We start from the raw sequence: 25,431 nt of genomic DNA, 5'->3' as shown, positions 1-25,431 counted from the left end.
AAAGCTCGCCCAATAAACGAACCGGGAGGGTCGTTCATTAGGGCGAGCTTGTTTTCGTTCGGTAAAACTTCAGTCCTGAGCGACGACCTCCCTATCGAGTGCCGTCACCACAGCGCTCAGGCACTCATCCCGTTGCAGGATATCGAAGTGGCTGGCGGTGACGGTTTGCACCTTGCGCAGCCGAGGCTGCTGACGTTCCAGCGTCGCGCGTTCTGCCGTCGGGTTGCCATCGGCCCACCAGCAGCACAGTTCGGCGTGTGGCAGCGGCAAGGTTTCGACCTGCCGCGACAGCGCCTTCAATCGTGTGCTGACCATGAACGTCTGCGCCAACTCGTCGGCACCGAGCAACGCATAACCGCTGGCCTGCTCGCCTTCCGTGTCGATCACCGTGCGAATGATCCGCGCGACTGCGTCCTGATCCCCCGAGGATTCGACACACAACGCCCGAGCGATGACCTCGCTGTCCATGCTCAACGTTGCACCGAGGAACTCGCCCAGGTCCGAGCGCCACTCATCAACACGGGCGATGGCGTTGGCCTGGGTCGGCACAAAGCTGTCCACCAGACCGACGAACGCCACACGCTGGCCTTGCTGTTCAAGCAAGTGGCTGACCATCAACGCCAACGCCCCGCCCAACGACCATCCCAGCAAATGGTACGGGCCTTGCGTTTGCTTGCGGCGGATCGCTTCGACGTAGTCCGCAGCCATTTGCTGCAGCGAAGTGTCGTGCCATTGCCGGTCCAGCAACATGCGGCATTGCACGCCGTACACCGTGCGCTGGCCTTCGAGGCGCCGGGCCAGAGGTTCGTAGTCGAACACCGTGCCGAATCCGGCGTGCAGGCAGAACAGCGCCGGCTGATCGTCCACCGGGTGGTTCAACAGCAGCAGCGGTTCCGGGCTCTGTTTGAGCGGTTGCTCATCGACCCCGGACAATCCGGCGATGGTCGGTTTGGCCATCATGTCGCGCAGCTTCAGCTGGAAGTCCGGCTCATTCAGCGCCCGCACCTTTGAGATCACTTTGAGCGTGCGCAGCGAATCACCGCCCAGCTCAAAGAAGTTGTCAGTGATGCCGACTTTGTCGACGCCCAGCACCTGCTGCCAGATCTCGGCCAGTGCCCATTCCAGCGGCGTGCGCGGGGCCACGTATTCACGGCCCTCGAAGGTCGAGTCCGGCAGGGCTTTGCGGTCGAGTTTGCCATTGGGTGTCAGCGGGAAACGCGGCAACACCACGATCTGCGTCGGCACCATGTAATCCGGCAGGCTTTCACGCAAGGCTGCCTGGCAGCGCAGGCCCAGACCGTCGTCATCGGCCGCGACCACATAACCCACCAGTTGCGGCCCCTGACCGCTGTCACGTACCACCACCAGCGCATCGTTGACCCCGACTTGCTCGCGCAGACGGGCTTCGATTTCACCCAGCTCGATACGAAAGCCACGCACTTTGACCTGATGGTCGATGCGCCCCACGTAATCGAACACGCCATCCTCGCGACGGCGCACCAGGTCACCGGTGCGGTACAGACGACCGCCGTCGCTGCTGCACGGGTCGGCGACGAAACGCTCGGCGGTCTGTACAGGATGACGGTGGTAGCCGCGCGCGACGCCACGGCCGCCGATGTACAACTCGCCGACCATGCCCACCGGCAATGGATTGAGGTCCATGTCCAGCACATGCAGGCTGCGGGTGCCGACGCGGCGACCGATCGGCGCATACATCGCCTCGCAGTGGCCATCGGCAGCGATCTTCCACAGCAATGGCGTAACCACGGTTTCCGTCGGCCCGTAACCGTTCACCAGGTAGTGCGGCTTGAGCGTGTGCTTGACCCGTTCGAACGTGGCATCCGGCACCGCATCGCCGCCGAAGCAGTAGATGCGCACAGAGGGCGGATCGCCGCCCTGCAACTCGGCGTGTTCGGCCAGTTGCAGCAAGTACGCCGGCGGGAAGCAGGCAACGGTGATGCGTTGGCGGTGCAACACCGCCAGGGTCTGCTCGGCGGTCCACAGCGTATTGTCGCGCACCACCAGGGTCGAGCCGCTGATCAGCGCGGTGATCCAGCGTTCATGGGCACCGTCGAAGGCGAACGACATGAAATGCAGTTCGCGATTGTCCGGGTCCATTTCGTACAGCTCGGCAATCGCCTGCACGTGCATGCTCAACGGCCCGTGAGCCACGGCCACGCTTTTCGGTTTGCCGGTCGAGCCCGAGGTGTAAATCAGGTAGGCCCGTTGCTCGGCGTGCACCGTGCGTTGCGGCGCCGACACTTCAACGTCGAGGTTCAAGCGGTCCACCGCGACTATCGGCGTGCCTGGATTGAGTTGCGCCGTGTGACGCAGACGCTCCTGGGTCAGCAGCAAGCGCATGTCGCTGTCGGCCATCATGTAGCGCAGACGTTCCCGTGGATATTGCGGATCCAGCGGCACGTAAGCGGCACCGCACTTCATCACCGCCAACAACGACACCACCAGTTCCAGCGAACGCTCCATGAACACGCCGATCACGTCTTCGGCCTGCACGCCCTGCTCCAGCAAGTGCACCGCGAGTGCGTCGGAACGGCGATCCAGCTCGGCATAACTCAAGCGTTCGGCGTCGCGGTCGGCGTAGCTGAGCACCAGCGCGGTGTGCTCCGGTTGCAGGCGCGCACGCTCACGGATCAGCTCGTGCACAGGTCGTTCGTGGTCGTCGGCCAGGGTCGGCAGTTCGCCGTCCAGTCGGCGGCCTTCGTCCAGCGTCAACAAGCCCAACTCACCCACTGCGCGCTCGGCGTCGTCGCACAGACGCTGCATCAGGCTTTCCATATGGCCGCGCAGGGTTTCGACGCTGGCGAGGTCGAACTGATCGCGCTGGTGCATGTACTCGATGCGCAGCCCTTCATCGAGGCTGACCATCAGGTCCATGGCGAAGCTAGTCAGGCCGAAGTCGGAGACGTCTTCGAAGCGCAGCGCATCGCCGTTCCACTCGCGCAAGGTGCGATCCACCGGCTGGTTTTCAAACACGATGATGCTGTCGAACAGCGACTGCCCGCCCTGCCCGGCCCAGCGTTGAATATCGCTGAGTGGGGTTTGCTGGAAGTCGCGGATGTCGAGGTTGTAGGCTTGAAGCTCACGCAGCCAGTCACCGACGCTCGCTTCGGTCGGCACGCTGTTGACCACCGGCAAGGTGTTGATGAACAGCCCGAGCATGTTCTCCGAACCGTTGAGGGTTTCCGGCCGGCCCGACACCGTGGCGCCGAACGTCACCGTGCGCTGGCCGGTGTAGCGCTGCAACAGCAGCAGCCACGCGGCTTGCACCAGGGTGTTGAGCGTCACTTGCTGTTGCTGGGCAAACGCCTGCAAACGCGCGGTTTGCTGCGCACTCAGGTGTGTATAGATCGCGTGATAACCCGCTTGCGGCGCCTTCACCGGCAATGCGCGGGCCAGGTGCGTGGCGCCTTCGAGGGCGTTGAGTTTGTTTTTCCAGAACGCTTCGCTGGCCTCGGCCACCTGCTGGCCGAGCCAGTCGATGTAGTCGCGATACGCGGCCACCGGTTCCTGCGCGTCACCGCTGTAATGACGCAGCACTTCACCGATCAGGCGCGACACACTCCAGCCGTCCATGAGGATGTGGTGGTAGGTCCAGATCAAGCGATAACGATCCTCTTCCAGACGTACCAGCAGCAGGCGCAACAACGGCGCGCGGTTCAGCGAGAAGCCGCGTTCACGTTCATCGGTGGCCAACTGGCGCACGCGCTCGGCCTGGTTATCCAGGGCGCGCCAGTCCAGTTCGGTCAGCAACGTCGGCGCGTTGCGCAATACCACTTGCAGCGGCTCCTTGTCGCCTTCCCAGAGGAACGCGGTGCGCAGGATCGCGTGGCGTTGCGCGGCGTCGGCCCAGGCTTCGCGAAAGCGCGGCCCGTCAACGCCACGCACGCCCACTTCAATCTGGTTGACGTACAGCCCCGAGTCGCCATCCTGCACCGAGTGGAACAGCATGCCCTGCTGCATCGGCGACAGTGGATAGACGTCGTCCACCTCGTCCGCGGTCAACTCCAGTGCCTGATATTGCGCTTCGCTCAGTTCGATCTTCTGCGCCGGTGCAGCAATAATCGGCGCCGCTTCCACGGCTTCCATGGCCTGGGCGACTGTCGCCAGTTCAGCGATGGTCGGGTGACTGAACACGTGTTTCGGCGAAATGCTCAGGCCGGCCTTGCGCGCGCGGCTGACCGCCTGGATCGACACGATGGAGTCGCCGCCCAGCTCGAAGAAGTTGTCCTGAATGCCGACCGGTACTTCGAACAACGCCTGCCACACTTCCTGCAGCGTCGCCTCCACGGCAATGCGCGGCGCGATGTATTCGCGCACCTGCTGATCGGGTTGCGGCAATGCGCGGCGATTAAGCTTGCCATTCGGCGTCACGGGCAGTTGCTCAAGCAACAACACATGACTCGGCTGCATGTGCTCGGGCAACGCTTTGCGCAGGTGCTGTTTGAGGGCTTCGAGGGCCAATGGCTGTGCGACTACGTAAGCCACCAGTTGTTTGGATTTCCCGACATCCAGCGCGATTACCACGGCCTCGCGTACTTGTGGATGTTCCAGCAGGCAGGCTTCGATTTCACCCAGCTCGATGCGCAAGCCACGAATCTTCACTTGATGGTCGATGCGGCCGACGTATTCGATCACGCCGTCCTCGCGATAGCGCGCCAGGTCGCCGGTGCGGTACAGGCGCTCGCCCTGTTGACCGAACGGGCTGGCGACGAAACGCTCAGCCGTCAGGTCTGGACGACGGTGGTAACCCCGCGCCAGGCCGATGCCGCCCAAATACAGTTCACCGACGCAGCCCGTCACTTGCGGTTGCAGGCTGTCGTCGAGGATGTAGGTCACCAGGTTGGCGATCGGGTAACCGATCGGCACGCTGATTGAGCCGTCATCGACGCACGTCCAGTGAGTCACGTCGATGGCGGCTTCGGTCGGCCCGTACAGGTTGTACAAACCGACATCGGGCAGCACGCGGAACAGGCTATTTTGCAGGTCCGCCGACAGCGCTTCACCGCTGCACATGATTTGTCGCAGGCTGGCGCAACGTTCGAAGCCTTCGCCCTGGACAAACGCCTGCAACATCGACGGCACGAAATGCAAGGTGCTGACCTGGTATTGCTCGATCAGCCGCACCAACTGCGCCGGGTCGCGATGGGCGCCCGGCTCGGCGACCGCAAGGCGCGCGCCGACCATCAGCGGCCAGAAAAACTCCCACACCGACACGTCAAAACTGAACGGGGTTTTTTGCAACACGGTGTCGCGACCGTTCAGCGGGTACGCGCCCTGCATCCACGCAATACGGTTGTACAAGGCATCATGACGGTTGGCCGCGCCCTTGGGTTTTCCGGTGGAACCGGAGGTGTAAATCATGTAGGCCAGCGATTGCAGCTCGACCACGCACGGCAGGTTTTCGTCGCTCAAGCCTTCCAGCAGTCGAGCGCTGTCGTCGAGGCAGATCGCCGTGGTGCCGGGCGGAATCGGCAATTGCTCAAGCAGGAGACGTTGGGTCAACAGCACGTGTACGCCGCTGTCCTCGAACATGTGCTCCAGGCGCTCGCGCGGGTAATCCGGGTCCAGCGGCACATACGCGCCACCGGCCTTCATGATCGCCAGCAAACCGATCACCAGTTCCAGCGAACGCTCGGCCGCAATCCCCACCAGCACTTCGGCGCCAACACCTTGGGCGCGCAGGAAGTGCGCCAAACGGTTGGCCTGTTGATTGAGTTGACGATACGTCAGGTTCTGACCGGCAAACACCAACGCCGGAGCGTCTGGAGTTTTCAGCACCTGGGCTTCGAAACACAGGTGGACCGGACGCACGTCGGGCCATGTCACGGCGCTGTCGTTGAAGCCTTGCACTTGCTGCGCGGTCTGCGTGGCGTCGAACAGGCTCAGACGGCCCAAGGCTTGTTGCGGCTCGCGCACCATGGCATCGAGCAACGCCACCAGACGCTGACTCAGGCCGTCGACGGCCTCGGCGGTAAACAGTGTCGTGTCGTAATTGAAGCGCAGGTCCAGGCACTCGCCCATCTCTGCGGCAATCGCCAGCGGGAAGCTGGTCTGATCGTGATTGCTGACACCGGAGAACTTCAGCGAACTCGGATTACCGCCCTCCAGCGCCTCGGCGACCGGGTAGTTTTCGAACACCAGCAACGTGTCGAACAACGGCTCGCCCGAATGCCCGGCCCAGCGCTGCACATCCGCCAGCGGCGTGTATTCGACATCGCGCAATTTGAGGTTGAGCGCCTGCACCTCGTCTACCCACTGGCTGACCGTGCGCTCGGGGTGTGGCGTGGCGATCACTGGCAAGGTGTTGATGAACAGACCGACTTGTTGCTCGATCCCCTGCAATTCGCTCGGACGCCCCGACACCGTGGCGCCGAACGCCACGGTGCGCTGGCCGGTGTAGCGCTGCAACAGCAACAGCCACGCCGCTTGCAGCAGGGTGTTCGGCGTAACGCGTGCCTGACGGGCAAACCCACTCAGGCGCTCGGTGGCCGCCCGGTCCAGGCTCAGGTGAACGGTGCGATGGCCATCGCCCTGCCCCGCGACCGGTCCCGGCATCGCGCCGGCCAACCGCGTCGGCTCGCTGAACGCCTGCAACTGCTCCAGCCAGAAGGCTTCGCACGCCGCTCGATCACGCCCGCCGAGCCACGTCATGTAGTCGCGATAACGACCGCCGCCCGCCACCGGCATCACGCCGGAGTAACGCTGCAGCACTTCGCCGAACAACTGCGAGGTGCTCCAGCCGTCCAGCAGAATGTGGTGGTTGGTGAAAATCAGGTGATGGGTGTCGTGCGCGGTCTGCACCAGGGTCAGGCGCAGTAAAGGCGCGGCCGTCAGGTTGAAGCCGCGCAGGCGGTCGTCTTCGGCCAGACGTTCCAGGGCTTGCGCTTGCTCCGGTTGTTCGCGCCAATCGAGGACGGTCAACGGAAGCGTCGCGTTGCCCAGAATCACTTGCAGTGGTCGCGAGCCATTGCTCTCGCTGAAGAACGCTGCGCGCAACACTTCATGGTGGTCCAGCGTCTGTTGCCATGCCCAGCGGAACGCCTCGACGTCGATGCCCTGCACGTCCACGCGCATTTGCGGGATGTACGCGCCGGCATCCGGAGCGAACAGGCTGTGGAACAACATGCCTTCTTGCATCGGCGACAGCGGGAAAATGTTTTCGATCTCACACACCGCCAGCGGCAATGCATCGAGTTGCGCCTGATCGACGTTGACCAGCGGCACGTCACTCGGCGTCAAGCCACCGGCACCGCTGAGGCAGTGTTCGATCAGCTGTTGCAGTTCGGCGGCATAGGCGTCGGCCAGACGCTGCACGGTGGGCTCGGCAAAGACGTCGCGACTGAAGGTCCAGCTCAGGCGCAGTTGCCCGGCGTACACCTGACCGTTAATGCTCAGGCCATGCTCCAGCGAGGCCGAAGCACCTTGCTCGGCGCCCCCGCTTTCCCGGGCCGGACGCCACGGTGCCTGCTCGTCGAAGCTGGCATCGAACTGGCCCATATAGTTGAACGTGACTTGCGGCTGCGGCAAATCCTCAAGACCGGCCTGCGCCAGATAACGCAGGATGCCGAAACCGATGCCTTTGTCCGGCACCGCGCGCAGCTGTTCCTTGACCGCCTTGATGCTTCCCGCCAGATCGCTGGCCGGGGTCAGTTTGACCGGGAAGATAGAGGTGAACCAACCCACGGTACGGGTCAGGTCGATGTCGTCGAACAGGTCTTCGCGGCCATGACCTTCCAGTTTGACCAGGGTCGACGGCTGGCCGGTCCAGGCACCCAAGACCCTCGCCAATGCGGTCAGCAACAGATCGTTGACCTGCGTGCGGTAAGCCGCTGGAGCGTCTTGCAGCAGTTGGCGGGTGAAGGTGTTGTCGAGCACTGTTTCCACGCTCACGGCATGCTCGCTGGCCAGACTGCCTTGCAGGTTATCGGCGGGCAGGTCCACCACTACATCTTGGTATTGGCGCTGCCAATAAGCCGCCTGACTCGCCAGTTCAGGACTTTGCGCATGCAGCTGCAGACGCGCCGCCCAGGCTTGATAGGCGCTGGATTTGGCCGGCAGTCGCAGGAGTTGCGCCTGACGCGCCTGTTCGTAGGCCATTTGCAAATCTTCGAGCAACAGGCGCCAGGACACACCGTCCACCGCCAGGTGATGCACCACCAGCAGCAAGCGCTGCCCGGCCTCGCCCATGTCCACCAGCAAGGTGCGTAACAGCGGGCCGTCGTGCACATTCAGGCTGGCTTGTGCGGCGTTGCAGTGATCAAGCAACTCGTCGGTGTTCGCGGCCCGACGCTGCCACAGCACCTCGGCGCTGTTCCAGTGCTCGGCCTGAGCCTGCTGCCACACGCCATCCACCTGACGCAAACGCAAGCGCAACGCGTCGTGATGTTCCAGCAACGCTGCCAGAGCCTGTTGCAGATACGCGCTGTCCAACGGCTCGCGAAGTTCCAGCAACACCGACTGGTTCCAGTGGTTTCGGGCCTCGATGGTTTGCTCGAAAAACCAGTGCTGGATCGGTGTCAGCAACACCTCGCCGCGCACCGGGCCCTGGTCGATGACCAGACCGGCGCTGCGCTGGGCGACCTTGGCCAGACTCTGCACGGTCTGGTGTTGAAACAGATCACGCGGGGTGATGCGGATCCCGGCCTGACGCGCACGGCTGACCACTTGAATCGAGATGATCGAATCGCCGCCGAGCTCGAAGAAATTGTTGTCGATCCCCACACGTTCGAGCTTGAGCACGTCTTGCCAAATATTCGCCAACGCGACTTGCATGTCGTCCGCCGGCGCCGTGTAAACCTGCTGCGCCAACGCAGCATCCGGCTTGGGCAACGCATTTCGATCGAGCTTGCCGTTACTGGTCAGCGGCCAGTGATCGAGCTTCAGCAAGTGCGCCGGCACCATGTAATCCGGCAGGCCGGCCTGAAGGTATTCACGCAACGACTGACGCAGATCGGCGACGTCTTGCATGACGGTGAACCAGGCGACCAGTTGCTGACTGCCATTGATTTCGGGCGCCAACACCAGCGCTTGTTCGATGGCCGGATGGTTTTGCAGGCGGTCCTGAATTTCCCCCAGCTCGATGCGAAAACCACGGATCTTCACTTGATGGTCGATACGCCCGGCGTATTCGATGCTGCCGTCGGCGCAATAACGTGCGAGGTCGCCGGTGCGATACAAACGCGCACCCGCCTCACTGGCGAACAGGTCCGGGACAAACCGCGTGGCGGTCAGATCGGGTCGCTGGTGATAACCACGCGCCAGCCCGGCGCCGCCGACGTACAGCTCACCGACGCAGCCCTTGGCAACCGGGTTCAGACGTGGATCGAGCACGTACCAGCGCAGGTCGGCAATCGGCTCGCCCAGCGGCGAACTGTTTGCGCCGTCGAGGTCGATGCGGGACAACGGCCGGTACGTCACGTGCACCGTAGTTTCGGTGATGCCGTACATGTTGATCAGCAGTGGCTGTTGATCGTCGCACGCGTCGTACCATGGACGCAGGCTGGCGACGTCCAGCGCCTCGCCACCAAACACTACATAACGCAGGGCCATGCGTTGGGCATTGGCGCAGGCAAACGGCATCAGCTGACGGAACGCCGACGGTGTCTGATTGAGCACCGTGACCTGTTCATCACACAGCAGGCGAGCGAAATCTTCCGGGGAACGGCTGATGGCATGCGGCACCACCACCAGCTTGCCGCCGTAGAACAGCGCACCAAAGATTTCCCACACGGAGAAATCAAAGGCGTAGGAATGGAACAGGCTCCAGACGTCGTTCGCGTTGAAACCGAACCAGTGTTCGGTGGCGCTGAACAGGCGGGTCAGGTTGCTGTGCGGCAGCAGCGTGCCCTTGGGTTTGCCAGTGGAACCGGAGGTGTAGATGACGTATGCCAGATTTTCCGGGCTAGTCAGGTTAGGCACATTCTCGGCAGAAGCGGCATCAAGCCAGTCAATGGCATCGTCGAGGCAAATGACTTCGATGCCGTCAGACACTGGCAGTCGCGACAACAGTGCGGAGTCGGTCAGCAGCAGGCGCGTGCCGCTGTCGGCCAGCATGTAGGCAAGACGATCCTGCGGGTATTCCGGGTCCAGCGGCACGTAGGCGCCGCCGGCCTTGAGGATTGCCAGCACGCTGACGATCATCTCCAGCGACCGCTCCAGCGCGACTCCCACCAACACGTCCGGCCCCACGCCGCGCTCGCGCAGTCGATGGGCGATGCGGTTGGCCTGTCCGTTCAGTTGCGCATAGCTGAGGGTCACGCCATCGCAGGTCACCGCGATGTTGTGCGGATGCACGGCGGCCTGGGCTTCAATCAGTTGATGCGCGCACAGCATGTTCGATTCACGTCTCGCGTCCGACACGGCGCTGCGGTTCCAGTCCAGCAACGTCGCTTGTTGCTCGCTCGGGGCGAGCATGCGCACGTCAGCCAACGCGACCGTTCCATCGTTGCAGATCGCCTGCAACAGGTTCAGCCAATGCTGGGCCAGACGCTCGATGGTCGAGGCGTCGAACAATTCGGTGGCGTACACGAACGACGCATGGATGCCCGCGTCGCTTTCCACGGTGTCGAGCATCAGGTCGAACTTGGTGGTCTTTTCATCCCAGATCAGCGGTTCGACGCTCAGGCCCGGCAAGTCCCAGCGCTGCTCGCCGCCCGCATTACGCTGGTGATTGAACATCACCTGGAACAACGGCGTGTGGCTGAGGCTTCGTTCAACGTCCAACCCATCGACCAGTTGCTCGAAAGGCAAATCCTGATGCGCCTGCGCGCCCAGTGCCGCGGTTTTGACCTCGGCCAGCAACTGCACAAATGGCTGATCGGCATGGGGCTGGCAACGCAGCACCTGGGTGTTGACGAAAAAGCCCAGGAGATTTTCCACGTCCTGGCGGGTACGGTTGGCAATCGGCACGCCGACGCGAATGTCCCGCTCGCCGCTGTAGCGATGCAACAGGGTTTGCAACGAGGCCATCAGCACCATGAACAGCGTGCAGCCTTCGCGACGGGCGAGATCTTTCAGACTGGACGCCAACACTGCTGGCACTTGCAGCTCGACGCTGGCGCCCTGCTGGCTCGGGATCGCCGGGCGACGACGGTCGGTCGGCAGATTCAGCGGCGGGTGCTCGGGGCCCAGTTTTTCACGCCAATACTCAAGCTGACGCTCGGCCTCGCCGGCCTCCAGCCACAGGCGCTGCCACCGCGCAAAATCAGCGTACTGAATGCCCAGCTCCGGCAATTGCGGCGGCTGTCCGGCGCTCAGTTGCGCATAGAGTTGCGTGAACTCCTGCAACAGAATCGGCAACGAACCACCGTCGGTGACGATGTGGTGGAACGTCAGCACCAGCACATGCTGCTGGGCGTCGAGACGGATCAACCGGCAGCGCATCAACGGGCCCTGCTGCAGGTCGAACGGCTCCTCGGCGTTCAGACCGACCTGGCGATGCAATTCGGCGTCGCCAGCGGCGTCCGCCTCGACCAGCGGCGCGTCCATCTGCGGGTGAATTTTTTGCAGCACGTGCTGCTCGTCGAAGACGAAGGTGGTGCGCAACACTTCATGCCGTTGCACCAGCGCAGCCAGGGTTTGCGCCAGCGCTGCGCGGTTCAGCTCACCGCTCAGGCGAAAGGCACCGGTCAGGTTGTACGCAGTCGCCTGCGGCTGCATTTGCCAGAGAAACCACAACCGCTGCTGCGCGTAGGACGCGGGTAACGTATCGACCGCCGGGTCCCTTGGCGGGATCGGCAGCAGTTCAAGGGTCAGGCCCTGGGCGTGCATCTTTTCTTGCAAGGCGCGTCGCGCGTCCAGGCTCAAGCCGCAGAAACGCTGGGCCAGGGTCATCATTCTGTCCGGTGCAGCACTCATCGCGTGTGTTCCTCATCCACTTTGTCGAACAACGCTTCCAGTGCGTCTACAGCGTTTTCTTTGTGTTCACTCTGCTGACGGAACTGCTCGATTTGCGTCGCCAGGCGTTCCAGCGTGTCACCTTCGAAGAACAGCTTCAGCGGGATCGCCAGGTTCAGTTCTTCCTGAATACGCGCGCGGATTCGCGTCGCCAGCAGCGAGTGGCCGCCGAGCTCGAAGAAGCTGTCATGCACACCGACACGCTCCACGTGCAGCGCTTCGACCCAGATCGCCGCGAGGACTTTTTCCAGGTCGGTGCGCGGGGCGACGAAGGCACTGCGGCGTACGTCGAGGTCGAGCAAGGCCTGGCGGTTGAGTTTGCCGTTGGGCATCAGCGGGAAGCGTTCCAGCACTTGCAAGCGCGCGGGCTGCATGTGTTCGGGCAACGCTTCGCCAAGGTGACTGCGCAATTCATTGAGGCGGATGTCGGCGGTGTCGGCCGGGGAAATCACGAAGCCCAGCAGTTGCGGGCCGGTCGGCGTTTCGCGGGCGATCACCGCGGCGTCTTCGATGCCGGGCGCGCTGCGCATGGCGGATTCGATTTCGCCCAGCTCAATGCGGAAACCGCGGATCTTCACTTGATGATCGACCCGGCCCAGGTACTCCAGCACGCCGTCGGCGCGGTAGCGCGCCAGGTCGCCGGTGCGATACAGGCGCTGACCGGCCTGCTTTGCAAACAGGTCGGGCACGAAGCGTTCTGCGGTCAGCACGGCACGCTGCAGATAGCCACGGGCAATGCCGGCGCCGCCGACATACAGTTCACCTTCGACGCCCACGGCCACCGGCATCAAGTCCGGGCCGAGCACATGGATGCGCATGCCCGGAATCGGCTGACCGATCGGGATGGTGTCGCCATCCTGTCCGAGCGGCAGTTCCCACGCCGAACACCAGACCGTGCCTTCGGTCGGGCCGTATTCGTTGACCAGCGCCACCTGCGGCAAGGCCTCACGATGTCGTGCGACCAGGGCGTTGCTGCACGCTTCGCCGGCCACAATCACACAGGCCAGAGCAGGATTATCGAGGTGTTCGAGAATCTGCGCGTGATAGGACGGCAAGGTCAGGTAGTGGGAAATCTCTTCACGCTGGATCAGCGCCGCCAGCAGCGCCGGGTCCTTGTAGGTGTCTTCATCCGGCAGGCACAGGGTCGCGCCCTGCCCCAACGCCCAGAATACCCCGGCCACCGAACTGTCGAACGAGAACGACGACAGCATCAGGAACGCGCGCAATGGCTGGCGATAGAACGCGCTGCGCGCCAGGGTCGAGGCTACCGCGTTGGCGTGACTGATCATCACGCCTTTGGGTTTGCCGGTGGAGCCGGAGGTGTAAATGACGTAGGCCAGATTGGCGCTGTCCCCCAGCGAGGCTGGCTGCTCTTGTGAAGCGGACCAGACTTCGGCATCCGGCATCAGCGAGATGACCCGCTCGCTGTGCAACGCTTCGGGCAGCGGCTGGCAGACCAATACCTGGCGTGCAGCGGCGTCTTGCAACATGAACGCCAGACGATCGAACGGGTAGTTGGGATCGAGCGACAGGTAAGCGGCCCCGGCCTTGAGTGTGCCGAGCAAGGCGATGACGATTGCCAGCGAGCGCTGACCGTAGACCGCAACGATTTCATCCGGCACCACACCTTGCGCGCGCAAGGTATTGGCCACCTGGTTGGAGCGTGCATCCAGCTCGGCATAACTCAGGCGCTGTCCATTGACGCTCACGGCGATGCGCTGCGGATGCAGGCGCGCCTGTTCGGTAAACAGGTCTTGCAGGTAGCGGCACGGCATTGCCTGCTCGGTGGACAGCGGATTGAAGTCCTCGATCAAACGGGTCAGTTGCACCGCGTTGACTTGGGTGGCCTGGCCCAAGGTCAGCTCGGGCGAGGTCAGCAACTGACGGCTGAACTCGACGAACTGCTCCAGCCAGGCCGCCAGCATCGACTCGGGCAGCGCGCCGGCCAGGCACGACAGCTGCAATTGTTTACCCTGAACACGCAGACGCAGAACTTCCGGGTTGGCGTCGTCGACTTTGATAGTCGCGTCGGCCTCGGCCTGATACACCAGGCCATAACGTAATGGTGTCGTTCCTTCGGCGCTCAGCTCGAACTCGTTGAGGCAGTCGAGCCATGACAGCGATTGGTCGAGGCTGGCGGTAAACGAGACCAACGCTTTCGTCAGGGTCTCGTTGCTGCGGTGATCAAAAGCCACCGGCAAACGACGAGCGAAACGCCCGAGAGTCGCTACGGTCTGCTCGTTGCGCCCCGCCACTTCCCAGCCCATCAGCAACTTTTCCTGATTGCCGATGCGCGCCACGAACGCACTCCACAGCAACAACGCCACGCGCTGCGCTTCGACACTCTGAGCGTCGGCCACGCGTTGCACATCGGCCAGCCATGTCGCGTCGTCGAGCGTTACCTGATGACGAGCCAGGGTCAGGTCAACGGCTTTTTCAAAGGGCAAGCGATGCGCCAACGCGAACTGCTGTTGCAGGTTGCGCCAGAATGCAGCGCCTTGATGGCCGATATCCTCTTCGCGCAGTTCTTCCTGCCACGCGGTGTAATCCAGGTATTGCAGGTCTTCTTGATTGTCGGTCAGCGCTTCACCCTGCAGCAGTCTCACAAGCTCTGCCGACAGCACTCGCAGCGACACCTCATCGAGGCTGCTGGCCGGCGCCAGCAGCGTGACGAAATGCTGCCCGTCAGGGGCTTGCCCTAGCGCCGCCACCAGCACCCGGTCCGGCGCGCCAGCCATGGTTTCGCGGCTGCGGCGCAGGGCTTCGTCCAACGAAACCATGCCGCCCAACAGCGTCACCGGCAGCTCATCGCACAGGCTTTGCACGGGCCACTTCATGCCCGGCAGCCGGCGATAGACCGTGCGCAGGATTTCATGGCGCTGGCCCAGGTCATCCAGTGCCGCGCGCAATGTCTGCGCGTCAACAGCTTGGGCGACCGGCACGGTCAGGGCGGCGAACAGGCTCTGTCCGCCCAGCTCCTGAGCGCGCAAATAAAAGGCCTGCTGGGCCGAAGTCTGGAAAACGTCTACCGAAGGTTCGAGGGCGGTGGTGTTCATGTCGAGTGTCCTTATTCCTGATCCAGGTCGGCGCTTTTCTGCGCGATGGCCATGGCCGTGAGGATTTTTCTGTAGCCAGTGAATTCGTTGCGCGCATGCACGCTAAGGATGTTGTCCAGCAGGACCACGTCGCCCTTCTCCCAGGCGAACTCGACCATCACGTCGCGATAGATGCCTTGCAGGTGGCGGATGACGTCATCGGGAATGGCCGTGCCGTCACCGAAGAAGGTGTTTTGTGGCAGGTCCAGCGGGCCGAATTCGCGCAGCAGGTTGTCGCGAATGCTGTCCGGCAGGGTCAGCGCGTTGAAGAAGGTGCCGTGGTTGAACCAGATGCGCTCGCCGGTCAGCGGATGACGGACGATGGCCGGACCGTTTTGCCGGGTGCGCAGGCGATTGCCCGACTTCCACTCGGCCTGAATGCCGATCCTGGCGCAGTAGGCTTCGACTTCGCCGCGATCTTCGCTCTGAAACACGGTCTGCCATGGCAGCCCCATACCGTCGCCGTAGTTGCGCACGTACATGATGCGTTTGCGCTGAAATTCTTCGCGCACGGCCGGGTCGATCCGAGCGAGGATTTCGCGGGTGTCGCCGAACGGTGTTTCGCCGCCGGTGGCCGACGGTGTGTCGCAATAGAAATACAGGTGACGCGGGAATACGGGCGAATAGGAGTGTTCGTTGTGCGGGAAGATTTTCTCCGCCGCCGGGTAATCGGTGGAGCTGTAGATCTTGAACTGGCCGGTGATCTGGGTCCGTGGGGAGGCGCGGAACAGGTACTCCAGCGCACCGTCGGAAATCGCCGCCACGCAGCGGTTGAACTCGGCGATGTCGGCCACCTGGAAGCCACGGAACAGAATGACCGCGTGCGCCAGCAGCTTGCTTTCAATCAGCGCGCGATTCTCCGTCGCCCACTCCACCAGGCTCACGCCAGGCACGGCCGGGCGACATACCAGCGGCATGCTGACGCCGCCGAACATCGGCGCAAAGCTCACCAGCCGGGTCGGGTCGGTGGACAGGCTCTTGCGCGCACCGCGGCCGATTTTGGGAATGGACTTGGTGGTTGAAACAGACATAAACCCCTCCAGAAAATGCTGACGGCGGCGCCCGGTTGGCGCCGCCGCAATGAATCAGTCCGCCGCGGTTTGCGCTGCCGGCGTGCCACGAATCGCCGAGCGGCGCTTGATCGCCATGCGCCCGCCCAGCAACGCCTTGCGTTGTTCGTTCAGGCGCGCATCGGCGCGGCGCTGCACATCCGTGGCCAGGTCCAGCAATTCGCTGACCGTCAGCTCGTCGGTGCGCAACAACGCTTGCAGTACCGCCTCGATTTGTTCGAACAGGCTTTCCAGCGTGCTCGGCAAGTACTGCCCGGCAGGTGTTTCGAAACTCAGGTGAATGTGTTCGGCCTCGTTGTAGAACGCGGCGACCATGCCGATCTCGGCGGCTTGCCGGCCCGACGGGAAGTCCTCGACCAATAAGCCGTCCATGGACGGCAAACGCCCGACGCCTTCCTGATAGATCAACTTGATGTCGAACAACGGCGAACGCCCGGCCCGACGCGGCAAACGCAACGCTTCCACCAGTCGCTCGAACGGCAGGTCCTGATGATCCGAAGCCTCCAGAACTGCGCGGCGGCAGGCTTGCAACAGTTGCCCGGCAGCCTGGTCGGCATCGACCTCCACTTGCAGCACTAATTGGTTAACGAAGAAGCCGACCATTTGTTCAAGCTCAACTTGATTTCGGTTGGCTATATCGGTGCCGATGCGCACGCGACTGACCTCGGTGCGCTGACGCAACACCAGGGTGAAAGCGGCCAGCAGCACCATGAACAGCGACAGACCGCGCTGTTGGGCGAAGTCGCGCAACTGCTGGCTCAGCGCCGCGCTCAAGGTGAAATGCTGGCTGGCGCCTTCTTGCGCCTGACGCTGATCGCCATCGCCCGGCAGTTCCAATACCGCTTGCGGTTGCCCGAGGCGCGCCACCCAGTAATCGAGCTGACGTAGCAGCTCGCCGCCCTGCTCCAGCCACTGGCGCTGCCATTTGGCGAAGTCGGCGTACTGCACGACCTGTTCCGGCAACGGCGCGCCCCCCCCTCGATTGAGGGTCGGATACAGCGTGACGAATTCGTTGATCAGGATCCGGAACGACCAGTCATCGGCGGCGATGTGGTGCACCGTCAGCAGCAACACATGCTCCTGATCCGCGACCTGCAGCACCCGCACCCGCAGCAACGGCCCATTACGCAAATCGAACGGCCGGGCGACTTCTTCACGGGCCCGTTGCGCGGCTTCGATGTCCGGCGCCGGCAAATGCCGCAGGTCACTGGCAACGAAGTTCAACGGCAGTTCGGCATGTACCCGCTGCCAGGCCTGGCTGTCTTCCTCATAGAACGTGGTGCGCAACACGGCGTGGCGTTGCACCAGGGTCTCGAAAGTCTGCTGCAGTGCCGACAGGTTAAGATCGCCGCGCAACCGCAGGGCGCCGGGCATGTTGTACATCGAGCTGTCGGGTTGAAGGTTCCACAGGAACCACAACCGCTGCTGGGCAAAGGACAGTGGCTGACGCCCACCGGATTGGTCCGCCACTAGCGCCGGGCGCTCGCAGATACTGGCGTCGTGGCGAAGGCTTTGCACTTGAGCCGCGAAATCCTGCAGTCGCGGGTGTTCGAACAGGCTGCGCAAACTCACCGACAAACCCAGGCGCTGGCGAATCTGCGAGACGATCTGCGTGGCCAGCAACGAATGGCCGCCCAATTCGAAGAAGCTGTTTTCGCGATCGACACGGGCGACTTGCAACACCTGCTGCCAGATCTGCGCCAGCTCGATTTCCAGCTCACCTTGCGGTGCAGTGCCGGCCAGCGCTTGCCAAACTTCGGGTGCCGGCAGCGCCGCGCGGTCGAGTTTGCCGTTGCGGTTGAGCGGCAACACGCTCATCACCACCAGTTGCGCCGGGAGCATGTAGTCCGGCAGACGCTCGCCCAAAGCCTGGCGCACGGTCTCGGTGAGTTGACGCGAATCGGCGTTCGGCAACACCGGCACGACATAGCCGATCAGTTGCTTGCCGCCGACGCCTTCATGCACCAGCACCGCGGCTTCGCTGATCATCGGCAAGCCTTGCAGGTGCGCTTCCAGTTCACCCAGCTCGACGCGGAAACCGCGAATTTTCACCTGGTGGTCGATGCGTCCCAGGTATTCCAGCGCGCCGTCCTCGCGATACCGCGCCAGATCGCCGCTGCGGTACAAGCGCGCGCCCAACGTGGTGGAAAACGGATCGGCGATAAAGCGTTCGGCGCTCAGCCCCGGACGCTGGTGATAGTGCTGGGCAAGGCCGGCGTCACCGCCGATGCACAACTCGCCCACGCAACCGATTGGCAGCAGATGACCCTCGGTGTCCAGCACGTACAGCGCCCGACCCGGCAGCGCGCGGCCAATCGGCACACCGATCTGGTTTTGGGTATCGACCAGGGTGCACAGGTGAGTGCTGGAGACCACGGTGGCTTCAGTCGGCCCGTAAGTGTTGAGCAGGCGTACGTCGCCGAGGCCGGCGGCATGCCAGAGTTTCAATCCTTCCAGCGACATGGCTTCGCCACCGACGTGGACCTGACGCAAGCGACCTTTGTCGCGCTGAGGCTGCGCGGCCCACTCTTGAGCCAGCAAATACCAGTAAGCCGCCGGCAGGTCCGCCAGGGTCACGCCCTGTTCGATGATCTGCCGGTACAAGGTGTCGGTGTCCCACAGCTCATCGCCGCGCAACACCAGCGCCGCGCCCACGCACAGCGGCGGGTAGCACTGCTCAACAAAGCCGTCGAAGCTGAACGTGGCGAATTGCAGGACACGATCTTCGGCGCTGAGCTGCGAATAGTCCGCCGCAATCACGCAAAACTCGCGCAGCGCGGCATGGGTCAGGCTCACGCCTTTCGGCCGCCCGGTGGAACCGGAGGTGTAAATCAGGTACGCCAATTCTTCGGCACAGGCGAGGTTGACCGGATTGGCCGTGGAATATCCGGCCAGCGACGCCGCCGTCAGCGCCAGGCGCGGCAAGCCTTCGGGCAGCGCGACATCGGTCAGCAAGCCCGGTTGCGCCAGCAGCACGTCCATCCCGCTGTCTTCGATCATGTAGGCCAAACGTTCGGCCGGGTAGTCCGGGTCCAGCGGCACATAACCGGAACCGGACTTGAGGATGGCCATGAGGCTGACGATCATCTGCGCATTGCGCCGCACCGACAGACCGACCCGCTGCCCCGGCGCCACACCGTGCTCGCGCAGGCGATGGGCGAGCTGGTTGGCCTGGGCGTTGAGTTGTGCATACGTCAGGCGTTCGTCGCCGACGATCACGGCCCAAGCATCGGGCGTGCATGCCGCTTGCTGCTCGAAACGTTGATGTGCCAGCAATAGACTGTCCAGCAGCGGCGCGGCAGGACGCGAGACTCGCAACACCTGGTTTTTTTGCTTCGCGTCCAACAGGCTGACGGCTCCCAGCACCTGCTGCGGCTGCGCAACAAACTGCTCCAGCACATGCAGCAGGTTCGCACTCAAACGATCAATCTGCGTAGCGCTGAACAAGGCCTGATCGAAACTGAATTCCAGGCGCAGGCTGGCGCCGACTTCGATGCCGAGGGTCAGCGGGTAGCTGGTGATTTCGTGATGGCGCAGCGCGCCGAACGTCAGGCCTGCCGGTGCGCCTTGCTTGAGCGCTTCGGCCACCGGGAAGTTTTCGAACACCAGCAAACTGTCGAACAGTGCGTTGCCCTGCTGCCCGGCCCAGCCCTGAATGTCGTAGAGCGGCACATGCTCGAACTCGCGCAGGCTCAGGTTCAGCGCTTGCAGTTCATTGAGCCATTGGCTGACCGGCTGCACCGAAGACGGCGTGGCAATGATCGGCAAGGTGTTGATGAACAGCCCCAACTGTTGCTCGATACCCGGCAACGGCGCCGAGCGCCCGGCAATCGTCGCGCCGAACGCCACGCACGATTGACCGGTGTAGCGCTGCAACAGCAGACCCCACGCGCCCTGCAGCAACGTGTTGAGGGTGATTTTCTGCCGCCGGGCAAACTCCGCCAGGCGCTGCAGGGCGGCGCTTTCGAGCGTCAGGTTATGCTCGCCCATGCCGCGTCCTTCGGCCGGTGTTGGCAAGGCTTGCACCAGCAGCGTCGGCGTTTCGAGAGCGGCCAGCGCCTGCTTCCAGAACTGCTCGCCCGCCGCCATCGGCTGTTGCTGAATCCAGCCCAGGTAGTCGCGGTATTGCCCTAGCGGTTTGGTCAGTGTTTGCCCGGCGTAATGCTGAATCACTTCGCCAAGCAACTGCGCGTTGCTCCAGCCGTCCATGAGGATGTGATGGCTGGTGTAGATCAGGTGCCAGGTGTCGCTGCTTTGGCGCACCAGCATCAGACGGAACAGCGGCGCGGCACTGAGCTCGAAACCACGGCTGCGCTCTTCGGCGGCCAGCGCATCAAGGTCGATATCGGCGGCGTCGATCACCTGAAGTTGCAGGTCGATCTGGCGATGAATCACCTGATGCGCGCATTCCAGACCCAACCAGTGGAAGCTGCTGCGCAGAATGTCGTGACGGTTGATCGCTGCTTGCCACGCCCGACCGAAGTCTGCCAGCTCCAGCCCCTGAATATCCAGGCGCAGTTGGTTGATGTAGGCCTCGGCCTGCGGCTCATACAAGGTGTGGAACAGCATGCCCTGCTGCATCGGCGTCAACGGATAAATGTCTTCAATGGCCGCGGCCGCGACAGGCAAGGCGTCCAGTTGCAACTGGGTAATCCGTGCCAACGGAAAGTCCGACGGCGTGACCTGACCCGCCGTTGTTGCGCAGCAGTGTTCGATCAGTGCGGTGAGTTCTTCGGTGTAGGCATCGGCCAGTTGCTGGACGGTGCTGTCGGCGAACATGTCGCGGCTGAAGCCCCATTGCAGCGAGAGTTGACCGCCATAGACCTGACTTTCCAGCGTCAGCCAGTTGGTCAGCGGCGCGTCGTTACCCTGGGCCTGGCCGCCACTTTCCTGTGACGGAACGAACAACGCGTCGTCATCGAACTGGCGGTCGAACTGGCCGAGGTAGTTGAAGGTGATGCGCGGTGCCGGCAACCCTTGCAAGGCATGACGCTGGGCCGGCTCACCGAGGTAACGCAGCAGGCCATAACCCAGACCTTTGTCGGGAATGGCGCGCAGTTGTTCCTTGATTGCCTTGATTGCGTTCGCCGTGTCGGTCTGAGGTTGCAGGCGCACCGGGAACAGGCTGGTGAACCAGCCCACGGTGCGCGTCAGGTCGAGGTCGTCGAACAGGTCTTCACGGCCATGGCCTTCGAGCTGGATCAGTGTCGAGCCCTGCCCGGTCCAGCGGCAGATCACCCGCGCCAGCGCGGTCAGCAGCAGGTCGTTGACCTGAGTGCGATAGGCCGCCGGAGCCGTTTGCAGCAACTGCCGCGTCAACCCGGCGTCGAGCTTCGATTCGATCTTGTGGCCATGGCGATGCTGCTGGCTGCCCTGCGGATTTTCACACGGCAGGTCGCGGGCATCGGCGTGCTGGGCCTGCCAGTACGGCAGTTGTTGATCCAGCGTGTGGGCATGTGCTTGCAGGTGACTGGCCCAGCTTTGGTAAGCGCTGGTTTTGTCGGGCAACGTCGCAGCGCTGCCACTTGCCGAATGGGCATAAGCCTGCTGAAGATCTTCGAGCAGCACCCGCCAGGACACGCCGTCCACCGCCAAATGGTGGATCGCCAGCAACAGGCGTTGCGTGCCATCGGCGAGGCTGACCAGCAAGGCGCGCAGCAACGGCCCGTCCGCCAGATCGAGACTGCGTTGCGCTTCGTCGCACAAGGCCGATAACTCCTCGGTCGTCGACGCTTGCCGCAGCCAGACCTCCGCCGTTTCGACCGGCGATCCGTGGCGCTGCTGCCAGCCAGCGACACCCTGGGTGAAACGCAGACGCAAGGCATCATGATGGTTGATCACCGCGACCAGTGCGGCGACCAGCGCTTGCGGGTTCAGCGCCTCGCGCGGCGTCAGCAGCAAGGACTGGTTCCAGTGCTGCGGTTGCGCGATGACCTGCTCAAAGAAGTAGTGTTGCGCCGGGGTCAGGATCACCTCGCCGCTGACCGGCCCTTGGTCAATGGTACTTCGGTTGTCGAACTCCGCCACCAGCGCCAGGCTGCGCACGGTCTGGTACTGAAACAGGTCGCGTGGGCTGAGGCGGATGCCGGCCTGACGGGCGCGGCTGACCACCTGAATGGAGATGATCGAGTCACCGCCCAGCTCGAAAAAGTTGTCTTCAAGGCCCACGCGCTCAAGACCCAATACGTCCTGCCAGATCTGCGCCAGCGCTGTCTGCATGGCATCTTGCGGCGCGACGAACGCTTGTTGCGGCGCCGCGTCGGGTTGCGGCAGGGCCTTGCGGTCCAGCTTGCCGTTGGCAGTCACTGGCAAGGCAACAAGCGGCATCAGGTAGGTCGGCACCATGTATTCCGGCAAGCTGCTGAGCAGCCACGCCTTCAGGGTTTGTTGCCATTGCGCCTCGGCGTTTTCCAGCACCAGATACGCCACCAGATGCTTGCCGCCCTGCACCAGAACCACCGCCTCGCGCACCACCGGATGTTGCATCAGGCGGGTTTCGATTTCCCCCAGCTCGATACGCAGGCCGCGCAGTTTCACTTGATGGTCGAGTCGGCCGAGGTATTCGATCACCCCGTCGGCACGCTGGCGCACCCGGTCGCCGGTGCGATACAAGCGCGCGCCGTCATGGAACGGGCACGGCACGAACCGCTCGGCCGTCAGCCCCGGACGACGGTGATAACTGCGCGCCAGCCCGGCGCCGCCCAGGTACAACTCCCCCGCCACGCCCGCCGGCACCGGCAGCAACTGCGCGTCCAGAACGAGTGTGCGCAAGTTGGCAATCGGCCGGCCGATAGGCACGCTATCCGCGCCTTCGTCGACGCAGGTCCAGTGAGTCACGTCGATGGCCGCTTCGGTCGGACCGTACAAATTGAACAACCCGGCGCCCGGCAGCTTGCCGAACACTTGAAGCTGAGCATCCAGCGGCAAGGCTTCACCGCTGCAGGCGATGCGTTTGAGGCTGGTGCAGGCTTCAACGCCCGGCTCGTGGATAAACGCCTGAAGCATCGACGGCACAAAGTGCAAGGTGCTGATGCCGTGCTCGCCGATGAGGCTGATCAACCGCGCCGGTTCGCGATGCACGCCCGGCGGCGCCACCACCAGTCGGGCACCGGTCATCAACGGCCAGAAGAACTCCCAGACCGACACATCGAAGCTGAACGGGGTTTTCTGCAACACCGAGTCGCTGCCGTCCAGCCCATACGCCTGTTGCATCCAGCACAAGCGGTTAACCAGCGCCGCATGACTGTTACCGGCGCCCTTGGGTTTGCCGGTGGAACCGGAGGTGTAAATCACATAGGCCAGGTTCAGCGGATTCACCGCCACCTGCGGGCAGGTTTCGCTGTAACCGTCCAGCCAGTCCTCGTCCTGATCCAGTGCGATGACCTTGATGCCCGCGGTCGGCAGCGTGCCAAGCTGGGCACTTTGGGTCAGCAACACGCCAATCGCGCTGTCTTCGATCATGTAGGCCAGGCGCTCCACCGGATACTCCGGGTCGAGCGGCACATAAGCGCCGCCGGCCTTGAGAATCGCCAACAGGCCAATGACCATTTCCAGCGAACGCTCAACGGCGATTCCCACCAGCACATCGGGGCCGACACCCTGCTCGCGCAGGTAATGAGCCCATTGATTGGTGCGCGCATCGAGTTGTGCATACGTCAACTGACGGCCATCAAACACTAGCGCCGGCGCCTCGGGCGTGCGCAGGGCCTGGGCGTGGATCAATTCATGAACGCATTGCTTGACGGGATAAGCTTCGGCGGTGCGGTTCCAGTCGTGCACCAGCACCTGCTGCTCATCCACCGCCAGCATCGGCAGCTCGCCAACCCGCTGATTCGAATCCACCACCATCGCCTGCAACAACCGCGTCCAGTGCTGCGCCATGCGTGCGATGGTCGGTGCGTCGAACAGGTCGCTGGCGTAGGTCAGTGCGGCGTGCAGCTTGCCGCCCTTCTCGTAGGTGTCGAGGGTCAGGTCGAACTGCGTGGTGCGCCCTTCCCACTCGATCGCGCCCAGCACCAGTCCTGAGGCGGTGCGAATGCCGGAGATGTCCGCGACCTGCGGCTGGTGGTTGTACATCACCTGGAACAGCGGCGTATGGCTGAGGCTGCGTTCCAGCTTCAGCGCTTCAACCAGACGCTCGAACGGCAGGTCCTGATGGGCCTGGGCACCGAGCGCGGCTTCCTTGATGGCGCGCAGCAAATCGTCGACGCGGGTCTGGCCATCGAGCTGGGTGCGCAGCACCTGAGTGTTGACGAAGAAGCCGATCAGACCTTCGATTTCTGCACGGTTGCGGTTGGCAATCGGCACACCTACGCGGATGTCGGTCTGTCCGGTGTAGCGATGCAGCAATGCGTTGAACGCGCCGAGCAACAGCATGAACAGGCTGATGTTGTGTTTCTGGGCGGTGGTGCGCAGTTGCTCGGCCAGTTGCGGGTCGACGGTAAATTCGTAACGGGTGCCGCGATAGCTCGGCATCGCCGGGCGCGAGTGATCGACAGGCAACTCCAGCACCGGGTGTTCGTCGCCGAGTGTCGCCTGCCAGTAATCGAGTTGACGCGCCTGCTCGCCCGCCTCCAGCCAGCGGCGTTGCCACAAGGCGTAGTCGCTGTACTGGATCGGCAACGGCGCAAGTTGCGGTTGATCACCAGCCGTGAAGGCGTCGTAGCAGCGGATGAACTCGTCGATCAGCAGGTTCATCGACCAACCGTCGGAAACGATGTGGTGCAGGGTCAGCAGCAGGACGTGTTCCTGTTCGGCGAGCTTGAGCAGGGTGACGCGCAGCAGCGGGCCGACCGAGAGATCGAAGGGCAACACCGATTGCTGCTCGGCCGCTTGGGCGACAGCCCGTTCGCGTCCCGTCGCCGGTAATTCACTGAAATCGACGTGGTCGATGACCAGCGGCACGCTGGCCGGCACTTGCAGCAAGGTGTCGTCGGCCTGGCGCTGGAAAACCGTGCGCAGGGTTTCGTGACGCTCCACGAGGCTGGCGAAGGCCTGCTCCAGCGCAGGCAGGTTCAACTGACCGGTCAGACGCACCGCGCCCGGCAGGTTGTAGGCGCCACTTTGCACATCCAGCTGCCAGAGAAACCACATGCGCTGCTGGGCGTACGACAACGCCTGACGATCCTCGGCCTCGACACCGGCAGGAATCGGAAACCGGGCGAAATCAATGCCTTCCTTCTGCAAGGCCGCAAGAAACATCTGGCGCTTTTCCAGGGGCAACCCGATAAACCGGCGAGCAAGTTTCAAGGAGTCTTCAGCATTCATTTCTAAGCATCCGGATCAGTGGCGGGAAGCACAAAGGCACGTCGTCCCTATAAAACGAATGCAGACCGGAAAAATTAGCAAAT

General features: G+C 63.1%; 4 protein-coding genes. All 4 read right to left on the bottom strand.

Features of this window, described 5'->3' with window-relative positions:
* Window positions 1-69: 69 nt before the first annotated feature.
* Genes ACYZT9_RS09330 through ACYZT9_RS09315 form a run of 4 tightly spaced genes read right to left on the bottom strand, consistent with a single transcriptional unit; the run spans window position 70 to window position 25,348 of the window.
* Window positions 70-11,877, bottom strand: a complete 11,808-nt coding sequence (locus ACYZT9_RS09330) for an amino acid adenylation domain-containing protein (RefSeq protein ID WP_462009523.1) — start codon at window positions 11,875-11,877, stop codon at window positions 70-72.
* Window positions 11,874-14,972 carry a non-ribosomal peptide synthetase gene (locus ACYZT9_RS09325; protein WP_462009522.1) on the bottom strand — a complete coding sequence of 1,033 codons (3,099 nt, stop codon included), beginning with the start codon at window positions 14,970-14,972 and terminating at the stop codon, window positions 11,874-11,876. The genes ACYZT9_RS09330 and ACYZT9_RS09325 overlap by 4 nt, the downstream gene beginning before the upstream one ends.
* Before the next feature lie 11 nt (window positions 14,973-14,983).
* Window positions 14,984-16,042: a TauD/TfdA family dioxygenase gene (locus tag ACYZT9_RS09320; protein ID WP_462009521.1), complete on the bottom strand. Its 1,059-nt coding sequence runs from the start codon at window positions 16,040-16,042 to the stop codon at window positions 14,984-14,986.
* A gap of 54 nt (window positions 16,043-16,096) precedes the next feature.
* Entirely contained in the window at window positions 16,097-25,348 is a 9,252-nt protein-coding gene (locus ACYZT9_RS09315) for an amino acid adenylation domain-containing protein (RefSeq protein ID WP_462009520.1), read from the bottom strand.
* Window positions 25,349-25,431: the final 83 nt, after the last annotated feature.

This window comes from Pseudomonas sp. ZT5P21, from assembly GCF_054897785.1.
Note: the sequence above shows the minus strand (reverse complement) of the source record. Positions and strands in the feature narration are given on the sequence as shown.

Coding starts and splice junctions, on each gene's coding strand:
- ACYZT9_RS09330 (WP_462009523.1), bottom strand. CDS start 11,877: ATGAGTGCTGCACCGGACAGAATGATGACCCTGGCCCAGCGTTTCTGC.
- ACYZT9_RS09325 (WP_462009522.1), bottom strand. CDS start 14,972: ATGAACACCACCGCCCTCGAACCTTCGGTAGACGTTTTCCAGACTTCG.
- ACYZT9_RS09315 (WP_462009520.1), bottom strand. CDS start 25,348: ATGAATGCTGAAGACTCCTTGAAACTTGCTCGCCGGTTTATCGGGTTG.
- ACYZT9_RS09320 (WP_462009521.1), bottom strand. CDS start 16,042: ATGTCTGTTTCAACCACCAAGTCCATTCCCAAAATCGGCCGCGGTGCG.